The sequence below is a fragment of the Variovorax cryoconiti genome (assembly GCF_051216395.1).
Lineage (GTDB): Bacteria > Pseudomonadota > Gammaproteobacteria > Burkholderiales > Burkholderiaceae_C > Variovorax.
This window is the reverse complement of record NZ_JBPJZI010000007.1, coordinates 47,228-63,769: the sequence shown is the minus strand read 5'-3', so window position 1 is coordinate 63,769 and position 16,542 is coordinate 47,228. Positions and strand designations below refer to the sequence as shown.

At 61.3% G+C, this 16,542-nt stretch carries 8 protein-coding genes; 5 read left to right on the top strand and 3 right to left on the bottom strand.

Annotated features, from left to right (window positions below):
• Positions 1-69 precede the first annotated feature (69 nt).
• On the bottom strand, positions 70-765 hold the full coding sequence (locus ACSFA2_RS17530; RefSeq protein ID WP_435456595.1) for a hypothetical protein: 696 nt from the start codon (positions 763-765) through the stop codon (positions 70-72).
• Positions 766-989: 224 nt separating this feature from the next.
• Positions 990-2,150, bottom strand: coding sequence for an IS30 family transposase (locus tag ACSFA2_RS17525; RefSeq protein WP_435456594.1), 1,161 nt, complete (start codon positions 2,148-2,150; stop codon positions 990-992).
• A 622-nt stretch (positions 2,151-2,772) separates the two neighbouring features.
• Here ACSFA2_RS17525 and ACSFA2_RS17520 point away from each other — a divergent pair.
• The 5 genes from ACSFA2_RS17520 to ACSFA2_RS17500 all read left to right on the top strand — a co-directional run bounded on the left by ACSFA2_RS17520 (position 2,773) and on the right by ACSFA2_RS17500 (position 15,226).
• The gene (locus ACSFA2_RS17520) at positions 2,773-3,468 is read left to right on the top strand and encodes a hypothetical protein (RefSeq protein WP_435456593.1); all 696 of its coding nucleotides are present in this window, start codon (positions 2,773-2,775) and stop codon (positions 3,466-3,468) included.
• 661 nt (positions 3,469-4,129) lie between these two features.
• On the top strand, positions 4,130-7,768 hold the full coding sequence (locus ACSFA2_RS17515) for a hypothetical protein (RefSeq protein ID WP_435456592.1): 3,639 nt from the start codon (positions 4,130-4,132) through the stop codon (positions 7,766-7,768).
• The gene (locus ACSFA2_RS17510; RefSeq protein WP_435456591.1) at positions 7,765-11,679 is read left to right on the top strand and encodes a hypothetical protein; all 3,915 of its coding nucleotides are present in this window, start codon (positions 7,765-7,767) and stop codon (positions 11,677-11,679) included. The genes ACSFA2_RS17515 and ACSFA2_RS17510 overlap by 4 nt, the downstream gene beginning before the upstream one ends.
• 85 nt (positions 11,680-11,764) lie before the next feature.
• Positions 11,765-12,613 carry a hypothetical protein gene (locus tag ACSFA2_RS17505; RefSeq protein ID WP_435456590.1) on the top strand — a complete coding sequence of 283 codons (849 nt, stop codon included), beginning with the start codon at positions 11,765-11,767 and terminating at the stop codon, positions 12,611-12,613.
• 1,962 nt (positions 12,614-14,575) lie between these two features.
• A complete protein-coding gene (locus ACSFA2_RS17500; RefSeq protein ID WP_435456589.1) occupies positions 14,576-15,226 on the top strand; it encodes a TetR/AcrR family transcriptional regulator in 651 nt (216 codons plus the stop codon).
• A gap of 1 nt (position 15,227) precedes the next feature.
• Here ACSFA2_RS17500 and ACSFA2_RS17495 read toward each other — a convergent pair whose 3' ends face one another.
• On the bottom strand, positions 15,228-16,421 hold the full coding sequence (locus ACSFA2_RS17495; protein ID WP_435456588.1) for an MFS transporter: 1,194 nt from the start codon (positions 16,419-16,421) through the stop codon (positions 15,228-15,230).
• Between the last annotated feature and the right edge of the window lie 121 nt (positions 16,422-16,542).

The window sequence follows — 16,542 nt, the reverse complement described above, 5'->3', positions numbered from 1 at the left end:
GACGGCGCCGGTTTTGGAGCTAACGGTTGAACTCAGCGGCTGCCATAGACAGTCCGCTGGAATGAGTGGTTAAGCCCCTCCGCGAATGCGATTGAGTTGCTGCATAAACAGCCTGAGGTCCTCTCCAGGAATGTCAAGCACAAAGGCCAGCTTATTGCCCAGACCTCCGAATGAGGTTCCCATCATTGTGCCGGACAAATTGTCTCGAATGATGGTTCGATCATGTATTTCATTTGTTTCCCAGTATGAGACCTGCGTACCCCTACCTCGAATTCGATCGTTGAATTTCTTGAATATCCGCTTATTTGGGCCGGGGAGGATGAATAGCTCAAGCTTTTTGAGGTCACGCGGGATGTAGTCAACGATGTACTCGGTGTATTGCTTCTCGGACGTAAATGCCTTGTTTGGGCCGTCCCATTGCAGGAAATAGGGGTCGGTAATAATCAACCATTCATTCGAATGCGACTTCTTCTTGAGGTACTTGTGATCACGTTCGACCTCACCGGACACACCGGTGAGCATGTGGATGACTTGACCCCTGTCCTCCGTATACGCACAGCGTACGGGCATGTCGCGCCCCCGCAAGACTTCGTCGCGAAGGCTGCGAATTTGTTCCTCCACCTCACTCAGGTGCCGATGAAATTCGAACCTTCCTTTCAGATAGAGGTGTTGGCGCCGCATTTCTTCTGGATTCAGCCGATCTTCACGTAGAGCAGCAAGAGCGTACTCAAGTTCTGCGATTAGTTCTTCTCGGATGGACGGCAATGCTTGCTCCTGTTTGAGGGCTCAACGTAATGCATCCCGCAGAACCTGCGGGATAAGCTGGGGGCGCCGGATATTCTGGGCGCTGAAATTTCAAAAAATAACTTGCAATCATAGACTTGCATAGGTTCTCGTAGATTTTATACAGTTATAAATCGTCCACGAAACCCGGCATCATGCCCGTCGAGCCAATTCCTCTGCGCGAAGGTCCGCTCTTGGCGGCGGATTCAACTGGTCGACGCAACACATTCGTTGAACATCTCAGCGGGTGTATGGAAGCCGAGCGTCTTGCGCGGCCTCTCGTTTAATTGTCGCGCGATCGCGTTGAGTTGGAGCTGTGAGTAGCCCGAGATGTCAATGCCCTTCGGCAGGTATTGCCTGAGCAGCCCATTGGTGTTCTCGTTGCTTCCGCGTTGCCAGGGGCTCTGGGGATCACAGAAGTAGACCTGGATGTCGGTGGCCATCGTGAATCGCTTGTGACCGTGCATCTCCGTGCCTCGATCCCAGGTCAATGACTTGTAGAGCTCCTGCGGCAGCTTGCGCGCGTTCTTGATCAGCGCGTTGACGACCGACTGCGAGTCCTTGCCTTCGAGCTTGACCAGCATGACGTATCGCGTCTGTCGCTCGACCAATGTGGCGATCTGGCTGTTGCCGCTGCCGAACACCAAGTCTCCTTCCCAATGACCAGGCACCGCCCGATCCTCGACAGATGCGGGGCGCTCGCTGATCGACACGGCATCCGCGATCTGCCCATGAATCGCCGTCTTCTGCGTGTAGGAACGAGAGCGTCGCATGCCGCGCGTGCGCCTGAGGTGCTCCAGCAGCTCCTTCTTCAACGCGCCACGCGCTTGAATGAACAGGCTGCGGTAGATGGTCTCGTGTGACACATGAAGGTTCGGGTCGTTCGGATAAGTATGCGTGAGCCAGCCCGCGATCTGCTCGGGCGACCACAGCATTCGAAGCAGGTTCGCCACGACACCGGCCAGCGCCCGATTCTTGACCAGCTTGCATAGCTTCGGCCGTAGGGCACGGTTCCAGGCCGCTTCGTCGGCGACGCTTGCCCGATAGCCGTCTTGCCCGGCGTTACGCCCAATCTCGCGGCTGATGGTCGACGGCGCCCTGCCAAGTCGGGCGGCCACCGAGCGCATCGATTCACCAACGATCAGCGCACGAGAGATCTCTTCTCGCTCTGCCAGGGTCAACGCAGTGGCGCTGCGCCTGCGCTGCGACGGCCGAATGCCACCGGTCTTCGACAAGATGTTGTGGATCGAAGTGTGAGGTCGATCAAACAGATGGCCAATCTGATGAAGAGTCCAGCCTTCCTTCCAGCGCGCCCACGTCAATGCCTTCTGGGCGTCTGTGTAGTAGGTTCGCGTCCGATACTTCATCTGCAACACTCCTTCTGCCTCAGCAGTGGTTAGTGTGTTGCATCGACCAGTCGAATCCGCCAGCGAAAGCGGTCTTCCGGCTCAGCGGGCCCGGAAGACTGCAAGCTGCGACTCTGCGGCTATTCCTGTCGTCCTGCCACGCAGTCAGCTCACGATTTCGAATAGGGCTCGCTCTAGCGTATCGCACTCGATGTCGATCCCCAGCGAGTACACATGGGGGCCCCAGAAGACTAAAAGTGCCTAGGATCACACGCCCATAGGCAACGCCTTTCGACGCGTGCTCGAAGTCCCGAAATCCACAAACTCCTCAATACTGAGGAGATGATCACAGCAAGCCATGCCTCTACGCGAGCGTCAAGTTTGAGGCGCCGACCTGGTGGACCAGCCAAAGCGATCGTGGGAATGGGCAGCGCTGCCGCGGTAGCAGTCCATGGAGGCCTCGCGTTCGACGCGCGGCCTGGACCGCGTTGCAGTCATTGACGTTGTTCTAGGTTGCTTCAACAATCCGACGCTCAGAGGTGGAGTCCGGCCAAGACACTAGGAGAGGCCCTACGTGCGATCGTTGCCCTGCTTCCTTGTCTTTCTTGTGTCGCTACTTGCTGCGCCTGCAAGGGCCGAGTTCGTGAGGCTGACGATCTATGACGATGGCCTCTCGTGTCCGAACAACTGCGATGCGCATGTCGTTTTCTCGAGTCCGCTCAATGGAACTGAGTTCGCACACAATCCTGCCACGCCCCACAAGCCCTTCTCCAAGTGCACCAAGGGCGGAACCTGCCGCCTCTGCATCGAGTCTGGAGGCAAACAATGTTTAGAGGCCGTCTACCGCGGCGGCGGGCCCGCACCGATGACCTTCGACTTCACGCCTGCCTTCTATGCGGCGGCGTGCGAAGGTACGCCGCTCCAGGGAAGACTCGCTGCCAAGTGCGCAGAGCTGCGCAAGGCCGCCAAGGCGCTCGAAGGACGCCTGAACTGCATTGCCGAACCCAATGCTGAAGCATGCAAGGAACTCATCGCGACAGCGCGAAAAGCGAAGAGCGACGATATGCCTAGGTACAAGGAGTGCATCGCAGTGGGAGAGACGACCTATAACAATGGTCGTGCGAACGAGGAACATCGCTCCAACCGGTGCGCGTACGAGTTGCATGGGACAGGTGGACCGAACTCAAAGGGCACGTCTTGGCGCAAGTTGCTACCTGGCGCCTGCCGCGCAGGCACATTTGTTGGACGCGATGGACTTGACTGCTGTTCAGGGAACCTCTTTGCGGATGGGCCAGTTGGGCTGGAGTGCAGGTCGTTTTATCCCGGGAAGAAGGACTGACGATATCGGAAGTGCCGCTCAATCGGCTGAGATCGAAGCGAGTCTTCTCGTTGTTAACTGCGCGCGGGCTCGGTCAGAAGTTTGAGTGTCCGTGCCGGCCGAACTTTGGGCCATAGGTGGGCCAACTTTCAGTCGGCGCCAACACTCGGTAGTTCGATTTGACAAGCCGGCAACCGTTCGTCTCCCGCAGATTGCAGACGCATGACATTTCAGCAATGCTCTGTTACGCTGGCGCAAAACTAGTCACCGACATAGGTCGACCACTTGGAGGAGGAGCGGCATGCCTCACAAGAGAGGGGAAGGCTCGCGGCCTGCGCACCTGGCAGCCCGCCAATTTTCGGATGACCGCAGGTCATTCATAAGAACCGCCCTGCTCGGCGCAGCAGGTGCGTCAGGCGCTTTCACGGACGATCTCTCAGCGGCTGGTGTCCCGTTCGATGTACCGGGCACAGATGCTTCGAAATGGCCGCAGTATGTCCTGCGCCGCCCTTCGGACAGTCTTTATCTTCGTCTCACTGCGGTGGGATACGCCGAGCGCCGTTTCCTAAGTGCGAGATGGCTTGTCCCACTCGACGACGAACCGGGCGCGCGGCTTGTCTTTTCTTTCCCACCCCAACACTTCGCGGAGACGGCGATAGGGACTGCTGGAATACCTCCCGTGATGCCGGAGAGCCTTCTCTCCTCTGTCGAACTCCAGCCCAGTGCGCCAAGTCACATCGTGCTGAGGGATCTGCGTCGGAAACGCATCAAGCTCTCCCTGGAGGACCTTCTGGACTGGTCCAGCCTCGAAACGGTTCTTCCGGACCACAACAATGCGGACGAAGATGTGTTGTTGCAACCTCGGTACGACCTCGAAGTGGATCCGGCAAAGTCGCCGCTCTCGACCCGAGTCGAACTGCCGTGGGGTATAGAGCTCACGCCCAGCAGGAGCCAACGGGGCGAAGGTGTCGCCTGGCGCCATGCAATCAAGCCCAAGGCGGCCGGCTCATGGACTCCCATGTGGACCACGGCGCTGGTAGGGGCGGGAAGCAAGCTGCCACAGATGGAGGTGCTGAGCGTTCGCGGTTTTGAGCGCGGACAGACCACAGGGTCAGAGGGTGCTGGAAACCTAGTGGTGCGCTATCGCGACAAGCCGGGAACTCAAAGCCCGACGCAGGCTCCGCTGTCCAACTATGACCGGCTGACGATTGCCACCAGCTTGTCGGGGCGATTCCCATATACAGGAAGGGTCGGCCCGCCGCCGCTACAGACCGCGCTTGTCCAGTATGCGAATACGTGCGCGAGCGCCTGCTATGTAGATGGGCGCGCGATACCGGTCGAACAATTCCGCCTCGGCGCGTTAGGCGGCTGGTTGAAATTCGATGCGCACTGGGTGCCCGCACCCAGCTGCGCCCAAGCAGGCTGGGTGCAAAGAACCAGTCTTGGCAGGGACGAGCACGTGGAAGTCCTGGATGCAGGCTTCCTGTATCCCTTCGGCACGCCTTGCCAATTGCTCGTGCAGTCCGAACGAGTGTTCGTCCTGGATGTCGCGGGACACTACGTGGCACCAGTCATCAAGCAAGTGTTCCTGCAGATCGCCGAGAGCAATCTCGTACCTATCGCGCACGCGGAGACGCCCTTCGTTTCCGTCGCCATCAAGACGGCCCAGACGCCCCCGCTGGATTTGCCCCCAGGAGGGAACGCGTCCAAATACCGGGAATACGATTTCTTCGTTCCGACCGTGAACGGCGCGCCTTTCGCGTTCGATCATGAGGGGACCGATTGGGGAGGCGACAAGCACCGCAGCGCGATGCCGCTGATCTATATCAGCAACAAGGCAACGATGGCCAACGGGCTGATATGGGAGAGCGGATATCCCTACCAGCACAGCCAACGTGACGCCATGTGTGGAATGGACGGTTCGGGCGACCCCGACGCGACCCACACCATCCCGAAATCAGGAGACGGCCTGAAGGTCGTGGACAAGATCTGGCATGGTGCCGACTGGCGGTTCGCCAAGTACCGCGCGTCGCTTGCTGCACTCGCGAAACCCATCAGCAAGGGCGATACCTCGCAACGAGTCGACTGGGTCGAATGGGTCCGGGCCGGCATTCCGGACATGAGTCCCACAGTCGCCGTAGCAAGGCCATTCGGCGCTCGATCGCGAACGCTGCGCCTCAGGCTTGAGGGCATCGGCCAGATGTCGGGCCAGGATTCGTCGGTGATCGCCACATACCGCGATGTGCGGTCCGTGTCTTGCACGCTTCTTGACCCTGACCCCACTGCGCCGCCGGATCTTTACAAGCTGAATGTACAGCCTGGAGAGAGCATGTCCGCCGATCCATACCTCTATCTGCTCGAGACGCGCGCACTTATCGGCGAGACACAGACGCCCTTGTCGCTCACCGACACACAACGCGCCCTGCAGATCCGAGAGAACTATTTCAACGCCACCTCCGGAACCATACCTGACGCCCTCTTCTTCGGCATCACGAACGAGATCAAGTTTGGGGAAAGCGCGAACTCGGAATCCGTCGGGGGGCTATCGGTCCCCGACACCCACGCGAGCATTCTGACGAGGAATTGTGGTGCGGTCGGCGACGCCACGTTTAACGAACGCCGCTGGCGTGGGTATGCGGCGAAGAAGGCTTTCCTGGAGTCAATCGGGCGGGTAGATTTCGCGGCATTCCGAAGGGAGCGCCGTAAGCACCTCGACGTGCAACCTTTCGATCCTGTGCGGGTGGCGAGTGATCTCGCTGCGCTCGAGCGCGAGGCGCGAACGGTCATGGGATTCGCGACGGCGCCGGCTCCTCATATCGCGGCGGCGGGTACACGCGCTGCGGGGCTGCCGAGCCCAAACCTGAACTTCGGTGACCTCTTCGGGCTGGACGCGCAGATATTGCCGGGGTTGACCTTCGCGGACGTGTTCAGGAACGTTCTCTTCGGGGGCTCGCCGCCCGGCCAGATGCGGGTCGCCTCCGATGGCGACAGCCGTTCAGCGCCACCCCTGGTCTGGGATGTGAGGCTGATCGGCCTGGAGCCGATACTGGAGATGGTAGGGGAAGGGGCGGGTCAGCAGTCACTTCCGCAGGTGCTTGCGGCCATGATGGCGGAGGCGAAGACGACACCGGATGCCGAGCCGTATTCCATCGGCATGGAAGCATCGCTTCAGTGGACAAACGATGTCTTCAAACCAGAGACGATTGGCCCGCTCAAGTTCGAGCCGTTCCGGGGCGAAACCCGGATGCTGATCGACGCGCGTTCCAGAGTCGACCTCGGATCGGTGCGGGTGAGCCAGGATCTCCGCAAGTTGGAGTTCTCGCCGGGAATGGCTGTCGTCGCCGCTTCGGCGCGCCTGGAGCGCTTCAGCATCACATTGTTCGACGCGATCAAGGTGACGTTCCGCCAAGTTGCGTTTGTCATGCGTCCCGATGGCGGCAAAGACTTCCAGACAGAGATTGAAACCGTAGATCTGGTGGGGCCCCTCGCGTTCATCAGCCAGCTATCGGACGTTCTCGGCGGGATCGGGGGGGACCAGGGGATCAAACTGGACCTCTCGCCGCAGCGTGTGCGCGTGTCCCAGACACTCAGGTTCCCGGCGACGGAGGGCCAGCCTCTTTTCATCGGGCCGGCCCAGGTGATCAACCTTGCTCTCGGCTGGTTTGTGATGGTTCCCCTCCAGGGCCGTGACGTGCTCAGCGTGGGCTTCTCCGTGTGCTCGCGAGAAAAGCCTTTGACGATCTACGTTCCTCCTTTCTACGGGGGAAAGGCGCACGTCCTGCTCGAGCTGACAACCAAAGGGTGCCGGCTGATCGAAGTAAGCATGGAGTATGGCGCCCTCGTGCCGGTCACCTGGACACTTGCTTCGGGAATCGCGAGTCTGACCGCGGGGATCTTTTACATGTGCGAGAAGGTGGTGGACAAGGCGGGAGACCTCGTCTCAGGAAAGGTCGTCCTGCGGGCGTTCGTCAAGGCCGCGGCAGATCTCAAGGTCGCGGGGTTCATCGACTTTTGCGGCCTCGTGTTCATCGCCCTGGAATCGAATGAAGGCGCGGGGGGCAAGAGCGTCAAGGGCGAGTCGACGATCAGCGTATCGATCAAGATCGGCTTCGTCCGCGTTTCCTACTCGTTCACAGCGACGAGGGAAGAAAAACAATCTGGCGGCCAGCGCCTGAACGGCCGGCGCGTTGCCCTCGCTTCGGGCGCGGGGCCAACGTACACCGACGACAAGGGAGAGATTCTTTACGGCGCCATGGACGAGGCGCGCACAGCCGCGTTCCGCCGGATCCTTGGTGGGTATGCAGCAGCGGAGGGAAGATGAAGGCGCAGTACATGGTCATTTGTGTCCCGCTGGATACGCGGGGAAGCGGTGATAGCCCGAATGAATTCGAAGTCGCACTCGTCTGCGAGCCTCGTTTTGCGCAAGGCGAGTACCAACCTCAGCAACTAGACGCCATCCTCGCGCAACACCCCATATTGAAGGGCGGAAGATCGATATCGGCCCGCGCCAAGCCGTTCGCGGCGTGGCAGTCAAATCCGTCGATGACCACGCCGGACGTCGTCCAAGTCACGTTGACCCACAAGCAAGATGAGCACGGCCCGCTCCAGGCACTCGCAGCGGCGCTCTTGCGATACATGGGGGTACCGGACCCGATCCGCTCCGACGGCATCGTGCACGACCAGAGATTCGACCAACTGGGTGCGCACAAGTTTGTCGATATCGCGCAGGCATACGACATCACTGTCGAAATCAAGCGCATTCTCCATCTCCTGAATGGAGCCTTCTCCATACAAGGCACCGATGAGGTCGAACAGTTCGATCTGGGCACCTTCCGCAGGCTCGACTCGGCCGCGCATGCAGCCATCCTCGATTCGCTCCGAGACCAGCGCAAGATCATGCAGCTAGACGCGCTTGTTTCGGCGCAGGGCGCAGCCGTCCAGGCACAGCTTGTCTCGTCGGCCCTGCGTAAGATCGAAAGGCGCCTGACGGTGAAGAAGACCGTACGCAAGGCGGGCGAGGTTGCGCCGGGGCAATTGGTGAGCGCGAGCGCTGCCGGTGCAAGAACGCTCAGCGTTGCAGACCCTAACATTTCAGTCCATGCGGCCCTGCGAAACGGATTGGTGGCGAGCGCCTGCGGTTTCGTCACCAAGTGGAGCGCGAGCGGCCCCATTTCGGGCGACTGGGTGATCGAAATCGATCCCAGCTCCATCCCCATGGACGCCGCGCTGGTTGACCTAGTAACCAAACCCACTGCGTTTCGGCGCAGGGAACTCACGCATCCTCTCGCCTACGCGGATCTCACCGCGGGGCAGACAGGCAATTGCGGCTTTGTCGCTCTCAACGATCCGGCGGGAAGGCCGCGATACAGGGCGAGTTGCATAAATACAGAGACGCAATTAGTCAAGGATTTCATCGTCCAGGCCAACAACTCGCTTTCGGACGTCGCAGACGCCAAAGACGACTTCGGGGCATTCGTGGCTGCAATCGATACACGCCGCCCCCAATTGCTCAGGGACGAACAGCTTGGCACATCGGAGCCTGAAACTTCCGGCATCGTGTTCTCGGCACCCGTGGAGGATCTGGTTACGCATGCAGTGCTGCGTCCTGACACGCAAGGCGAGCGAACAGGAGCAGGGCTCACCTGCAATTTTCTCGAGGACCTATGGATAGGTTTCCGGCTCGACCTCGCCACTGAGTCCGGGTCATTCGGTAGCGTCCATGTCCAGCGGCAGCGCGCCGAATTCTCCCGGGGACACGTGGAGGGCGACAACGAGGACTTCTTCGATCGCGAACAAGCCGCAGACGAGGATCGCGAGATCACCAGCACGGAATTCGCGACCTACAGCGGAATGTCCACCGCGCAGGCCCGCGACATGCGAGTTTTCCTGGGTCTTGAAGATGCGCCTGCGGTGGCAGACGCGGCTCCGTTCAAGATATCGACGGTGGGTTATTCCGGCGCCACGCGACTCAAGTTTGGCCAGGCATACAGATACAGGCTGCGGGCCGTCTTTCTTGGATGCGTGAGCTTGCCCGCGGGACCGATGCCGGCATCCCTCGAGTCGCGCTGCGTCCAGACAGTCCCCTTCTTTCGCGCGCGCGGATACAAGGCGGGCGAGGTGGTGTCGGCCTCAAGCGGGGATGCCCCTGGCAAGGAGAAGAGCCGTCTTAGCATCCAACTGACGGACCATTCCCCGACTGCAAAGATCACACTGGCTCCGACGCCGATCGATATCGATGCATGCCGCTACTACGGGCTGGTGCTGGGCGTCGCCGATGAAGCAAGCGAACTCGCGGGCCGGCGCTTCGTCAAGGACGCAGCCACGATGTTCACGCATGGGGGCGCGGACATGAACTATTTCTACGATCCCGAAGTCTCGGGTGTGATCATTCGCGCAAGGGTGCTGAACGGCCGACCCCGCACGTTCGGCGGACCGCAGATGACGCATGAGGGACGATATTGCGAGGTTATTCCCCACCAGCCGCTCAAGTCGGTCAGTCAAAAATACGGCGACAAGGGCGACTGGAAAAAGTTCAGGCCGATAGTCATCAGTTTCCGGACGACCGAATCGGAGGATCCGTCCGTCCAGAAACGTGGGCTACTTTTCGATTGCCATCATGTGGAGGTATCAGTGCCTCCTGCGGTCGAAATCGAGCTTTCGATCATTCCGGACGTCGATGTCGCAGACCTGAAGCGCACCGCCAGCTTCGCCTCGTCGAGCGCGCAGTGGAACGCCTCCCTCAAGATGCCGTTATTCAGCGCGGGATGGAATCCGACGCCATCGATGACGGAACAGCTCATCAGGGTCGTTCATGCGGTTCCGCGGCCACTTCGCGACCCCGAACTCGTGGCTGTCGGGCCCACGAACCGAGGACCGCTCGGACTTCGTGCCGTAGATTCCGAGACGGCCGAAGTGCCTGGGCACGTTGAAGTGCACGCGGCATCTACAGGCCAGATGCGATTGCAGGCAACTTGGACAGACATCAACGACGCACCCGAGCAGGAGACCTATGCGTTGAACAGCGGGCAGGCGGTCACCAAACCGCACAGCATCATCTTCGATGAAGCACGCACTCCGCTGCCCCGGGGGTTGAGGGCCTTTGTCGACAATAAGGCTTCAACCGCGCAATCAGGCGACTGGCAAAGACAGTGCGCGGAGAACAAGGTATTCCTGGCGGGAGCCGAGAGGAGCGAACCCAAGGCAAGCCACGAAAAGTGGCACGCCCTGAACTTCAAGGATCTCCGCCGGAAGATCGCGACAGTCAGCGTCCTGGCCCGCAGCCGTTTCGAGAGCGCTTATGGCCCGCGGGCGATCGACGTCGAATCATCATCGGTCGTGGTCGACGTTCCGGGCACTGCCCGAATGAAGGCGCCACGTGTCAGTCACATTCTTCCGTTGGGAAGGGCCAAGGAGAACATCGCGTCCGGCCGCAGGTCGATCGACACCGAATACGCATTTCGCATCTTTCTCGAACGACCATGGTTCCAGTCAGGCCCCGGCGAGAGACTAGCCATCGGATGCCTGACAGGCCCCGAGCCGAATGTGGTTCGCGAGGCCCTGGACAAGACCTTCACCCAATGGGGCGAAGACCCGGTGGAGCGGCCCCGACTGGTCGCTTCGAGGCGCATCCCGCGGGCTTCGGACTTCGTTTCGCCCTCGACTGACGTCCAACTGGATCCACGCCTTTATCCCACCGCTGAAGACCGGCGCGTCGTCATGCACCAAGACAACGTGCAGCTCGGTTTGGACAACTTTGCTGGCAAGCGGCGATCCCTTGCGAGCTATGCCGTGGCGTGGGACCCGGATACACGGCATTGGTACTGCGATGTCGTCCTTGGCTCCGACTTCTTCGGATGGTGCGGCCTGGCGCTGTACAGGCACCAACCGAACGCATGCCTTGGGCGGGAGCTTTCGGAGGCTGCGGACTGGGCATATGCCGCAGTGATTCACGGCGATCCGATGGCCTGGGTTGTCCGAGCAGGGGAGATAAGGGTCACCGTCGGACCTTCATTCGATCCCTATTCTTCATTTGAGCTTGATGCAATCGAGTTCCGCGATGGCGTGAGCGAGAACCTGCGTGCTCGCGCGGACACGGCGGTAGAGCTGAAGCGCTACCAGGTGCGGCGGTCCTACTACTTTGAAGCAGCCGTGCCTTACGGGCCAAGAGCATGGAGCCTGACGAAGAGGAGATTTGGTTATGGCGTTGCGTCCATTCCCCTCAACGTTGAATAAGCGGGCATTTGGGTGGACGATTCTTGCGCTGGGCGCAGCCCTTTCGGGGTGCGCATCGCCGCCTTCGGACGGGGACAATGACCGCTTGCAGAAAATGCAGTTCGCGGCGAGCCAGTTGTGCTTCTCGTACCTGCAGAATCCTGCCTCCAAGGACAGAGCAAATTGGGACGATCTGGTCAACCGAAACGTCGATGAAGGGTCTGGCGTCGTACTGGCGAGGCACGTCAAGCAAATCCTCAAAATTCGGGACGGCATCGGCGACAAGTTCAACCTTGACTATTTCGCCATCACTTTCAGTGCTCCCCCTGGCAAAACGGTTTCGGAGTTCTTCGTCGAGATGAGGCAGGCGTTTCCAATATTTGCTGGCGCGACTGGACAAAACGTCTTCCGGCCATATGGATTCAAGGTGCTCGACCCCAAGGATCCCGATCGGATTGAAAACGGAAAGAAGTGGGCTCAAGTCGATCACACTGGGGCGCTGATGACGTTCCTGCTTCTCGGCGTGTCCATCTCGAAGACTCCATTTAGCGGCCCGGAGCAGAATACACTGGTCCAGCAGTATGGCGACGTGCAATCGATCTGTACTTCCCCTACGGATTTCATCTTCGCCACCGTCGAAACCGACACGGACAAGCACCCGGTGTCCGGCCTGCGAGGTTTCGGATTGAAGGACAACAGCGACGGAACCTGGACTTTCTACTCAAAGGCGGCCGACCGGAGGTCGAACTCATGGCTGAACAAGGCTGTCGTCAGGACGGGAATGGGCCCCGACGTGTTCTACAAGGGGCGCCAGTTCTGGGACGGCTTCTACGCAAAGATGAAAGAGCACCTCGAAAGCAAAGGCCTGACGGTGCCTACTAGTGTCTTTGCAAATTGCAACCTTGCCGAATGGAATGGGACGGCGATGACTGCGTGCGAGCCGTTGAAGAACTAGCACGTCGTATCTTCCCAGCATGACGTCCAAGCAAATCGTAGATGCCCATTGGCCCGATGCGTACGCAGAAGTCGCAGTTGGATCGATCCCTCTGGTCATCCATTCCAAGGTGCTGCTCGCCGGGATGGCGAAGGGCTCGTGAGCGATGCGCGTGTCCGAAGAAATCCGGATGCCTCAAAGTGAGCCAGTCTTCACGCAGCGTCGCGTTGCTACCACGCCGAGTCGCACTCGTATGAGCTGGAACACCCGATTTCGACGCTGCCGTGGCGGAGCCGCCAAGCAGGCTTATCAACTTTGAAATGAGACCCATGTAAAGACCTTTGAAGTGCCCAGTGCCACCCAGTTTCAGAGAGATGTGAGAAGGTTTCACTGAAGAGCTGCCGCAACTGCGAGGCGCACCTCCTCTATGACGGTGCACCTCGCTCATGGTCGGTAGCCCGCGAGCCAGGTGGAGTTGTCGCCCGAACCCAGCATCGTGCGCAACGACGAGCCGAACGGCGGGGGCCTCTCATCGCTTATAGGCTCCTGCCAGCTCCCCCTTAGCGGTGAGGATTCCTGCTCTGCGGGCGACCTTAGCCGCGACTTTCGCCGTCATCGGCTTGAGCGGAGCAGAACCGCTGAAACTTGGCTTCGCAACTGCGCCAGACTGTCCGCCCACGACCACAAGCTGTCCAGTGGAAGCATCGCGCTTCACAAACACGCCGCTCTTCGGCTTCGCCGGCGTCCGAGTTTTTCGGGCTGCTGAGGTCATGCGCTAGTTGCTCCTTGGCGCATTGTCGGCCGGATTGGCGCAGTTCTGTACTCGCATCCGAGGCGTGGCAGCACCACGCGGACATCTAGCAATTCGAGAGCGCTGCGCTCCCCTTTCTTCGGCTGTCCGCGAGGAAAGCACTTGTGATTCCCTCGGATCGCATCACTTACATCTAGGCCTCCGAAGTGTTTTGAACTCTATTTCTCTATGCCCGGTAAAGTGCTAGGCAGTTTTTCGAACTCTATTTGCTTGTTTTGAACTCTATTAGCTTGGACCAAAAACTCTACGATGCCGCGATCGCCACATTTGGCGGCATGATGGTCGACACGATCGGTGATTTCGTCGCGTCACTCAACGCAATGCTCGGCGAGCAGGGCCTGCGGGCGTAAACGGGCGGGTGGTGAGCCCTATGGCCGGCAAGGGCTCCTAGCCGATGATCCACGCGGTGCTTCGTCACGCCGGCGCACCGACGCGTTCGACTGGTATTCGTATCACTACCTCGGCATCGACGACAACCTTCGGCCGTTTATGCCGGCGTTGTCGCAGCGCTTAAGGGGTTGCGTGCACGTGGGCTTTGCCTGGCCTGCCGGACGAAAAGCCCATCGTGCTCGCGAAGCAGTCGCTGGTCGCCAAAGGTGTCGATGGCTTCTTCCAGATTGTCTTCGGCGATGGTGCCTTCGAGCGAAAGAAGTCCGTCCGCTCCCTTTGGTGAAGACCAGCGAGGCGCCCCGGCACGTAGCCGGAACTCAAGCTGACGGTGGGCGATTCAACGATGCGCGCGTACAAGGTGAGGTGGGCGGCCCGGTCGTCTTGGCGAGCTACGACTAGAAAAAATTTGCACGTATCTAGCCGTTCGCTGCCACTCGCTTCTAGCGCCCGGCGAGGTCGGGCAGGCCCGAGGCAAGCCGTTGACTTAAGAGCAACTGGGGTTTTGCGCTGGATGGAATCGACACTCGAACAGCAACTTTTGAACTGGCGCAGGGCGGCAGCACTTTGAAGAACCTCTCCAATCCACCGGTTTATTCCCCAGTCCGCTACTTTATTCCACGGTCCACAACTTTATTCCACGGTCCACGACTTTGTTCCCCGCTGGCATCTGGGTCGCCATTGGTTTTCCTCGGGAAATGGGGTGAAATGGAACGGCTTGTGGACGCCGTCCACAAGACCTTAGCGGAGAGAATGGACGCTGTCCACATGAAATTCCCCGTGCCATGAGTCCCGTTCCCGTCCCGCTGCCGGTGCGCAGCACCTATCGACATGGCGACCTGCGGCGTGCGTTGCTCGAAGCGGGCATCGCGCTGGCCCGCAGCGGCGGGCCCGAGGCGGTGGTGCTGCGCGAGGTCACGCGCCAGGCGGGGGTGGTGCCGAACGCGGCGTACCGGCACTTCGGCAGCCGCCAGGAGCTGTTGAAGGCGGTGCGCGCGGCCGCGCTGTCGGCATCCGCGGCGGCCATGGAGGCCGAGCTGGCCACGGTCCCGACGGGCCTCGCGCCGGCCGAGGCGGCCCGCGCGAGCCTGCGCGCCATCGGCGCCGGCTACCTGCGTTTCGCGCAGGCCGAGCACGGCTTGTTCCTCACGGCGTATGCGGCGTCCGACGACCTCAAGGGCCCGAGCGATCCGGCGCGTGCCGGGCCGAGCGGCAAGAACCCGTACCAGTTGCTGGGCGAGGCCCTCGATCAGATGGTGGCGGCCGGGCTGATGTCGGCGGCGCGCCGCCCCGGTGCCGAGTTCCTGGCCTGGTCGGCGGTGCACGGCCTCGCCATGCTGGTGCTCGACGGGCCGCTCGGCCCGGTGGTCGGCCCGCAGATGCAGCAGGTCGGCCAGCGCCTGCTCGACATGGTCGAGCACGGACTTTCCGCCTGATTCAGGCGTCGCCGGGCGCGCGCAGGCTGGCGGGCTTCGGCAGGAACACGAAGGCGCCCGCGCCCGTCACCAGCAGCGCGGCGATCGTCAGCAACACGCTCGCGAACGGGTCGGCGCCATGGGCCGACGCCACCGAGGCGACCGCGCCGGTGAACCACTGCATCACCGCCACGCCGAGGAACATCGCCATCGTGAAGATCGCCATCGCGCGGCCCGTCATCGCGGCCGGGTAGGCCGCCTTCACGTCCGCGTACTGCAGCACGATGTAGCCCGAGAGCAGGCCGACGGCGATCAGGCCGGCCACATCGAGCGCTGCGCCGGGGTCGAAGGCCATCACGCCGAACACCGCCGCCACCGTGAGCGTGAAGCCGACGATCCAGCGCCGCCGCGACGCGCCAGGGTCGAAGCGGCCGAACAGCACCGGCCCGAACATGCCGACCACCGACACCGCGATCGCCACGTTGCCGCTCTGCACCAGCGAGAAACCATGCCGCTCGATCAGCAGCGGCCCGAGCCACAGCCCGCGCAGCGAGATGAAGGACGCGTAGGTCACCCACGCCAGCGCGACGATGCCCAGCGTGTGGGGCAGGGCGAACAGCGCGCCATAGCTGCGCAGCGCGCCCAGCACCGACGGCCGCTCGGCCGCGGCGACCGGCGCCGGCGGCTCCTGCACCAGCCACAGGATCAACCACCACGCGAGCACCGACACCGCGCCGAGCGCCCAGAAGCCGGTGCGCCACGAGGTCGCCTGCACCAGCCAAGCGAGCGGCGTGCCGGTCAGCAGCATGCCCAGCGAGCCGATGCCCAGGGTCAGGCCCGACACCGCCGCGAAGCGCTCGGCCGGAAATTGCCGCGCGATGAACACCGTGCACACCAGGAAGGCCGGCGCGCAGCCGACGCCGATCAGCACCTGGCCGGCGACAAGCACCGGGAAGTTCGGCGCCAGCGCCGAGACGGCCGCGCCGACGATGGCCAGCGGGAACGCGGCCAGCACGGTGCGACGCACGCCCTGCAGGTCGATGCCGATGCCCATCAGCAGCTGCAGCGCACCGAAGGCGAAGTGAAAGGCGCCGGCGAACAGGCCCAGGGCCTGGGCCGACAGGCCGAACTCGGCCTGCAGCGGCGCGGCCAGGATGGCGGCGACGGTGCGGAAGGCCTGGCTGAGGGCGAAGGCGCCGGTCAGCGCCAGCAGCATCAACCAGGAGGATCGGGGCGGGGCATGTCTCGGAAGGCTCGTTGTCATTCTTGTGGCGCGATGACCGGCCCGGCGCCGGTGGCGACCGAAAGCCTAACCGCTCGCGCCGCACGCCGCTGTC

Bases quoted from the DNA above. Each gene is read 5' to 3' on its own strand.
- ACSFA2_RS17510 (WP_435456591.1), top strand. From the start codon at position 7,765: ATGAAGGCGCAGTACATGGTCATTTGTGTCCCGCTGGATACGCGGGGA.
- ACSFA2_RS17515 (WP_435456592.1), top strand. From the start codon at position 4,130: ATGCCGGAGAGCCTTCTCTCCTCTGTCGAACTCCAGCCCAGTGCGCCA.
- ACSFA2_RS17525 (WP_435456594.1), bottom strand. From the start codon at position 2,150: ATGAAGTATCGGACGCGAACCTACTACACAGACGCCCAGAAGGCATTG.
- ACSFA2_RS17495 (WP_435456588.1), bottom strand. From the start codon at position 16,421: ATGCTGCTGGCGCTGACCGGCGCCTTCGCCCTCAGCCAGGCCTTCCGC.
- ACSFA2_RS17500 (WP_435456589.1), top strand. From the start codon at position 14,576: ATGAGTCCCGTTCCCGTCCCGCTGCCGGTGCGCAGCACCTATCGACAT.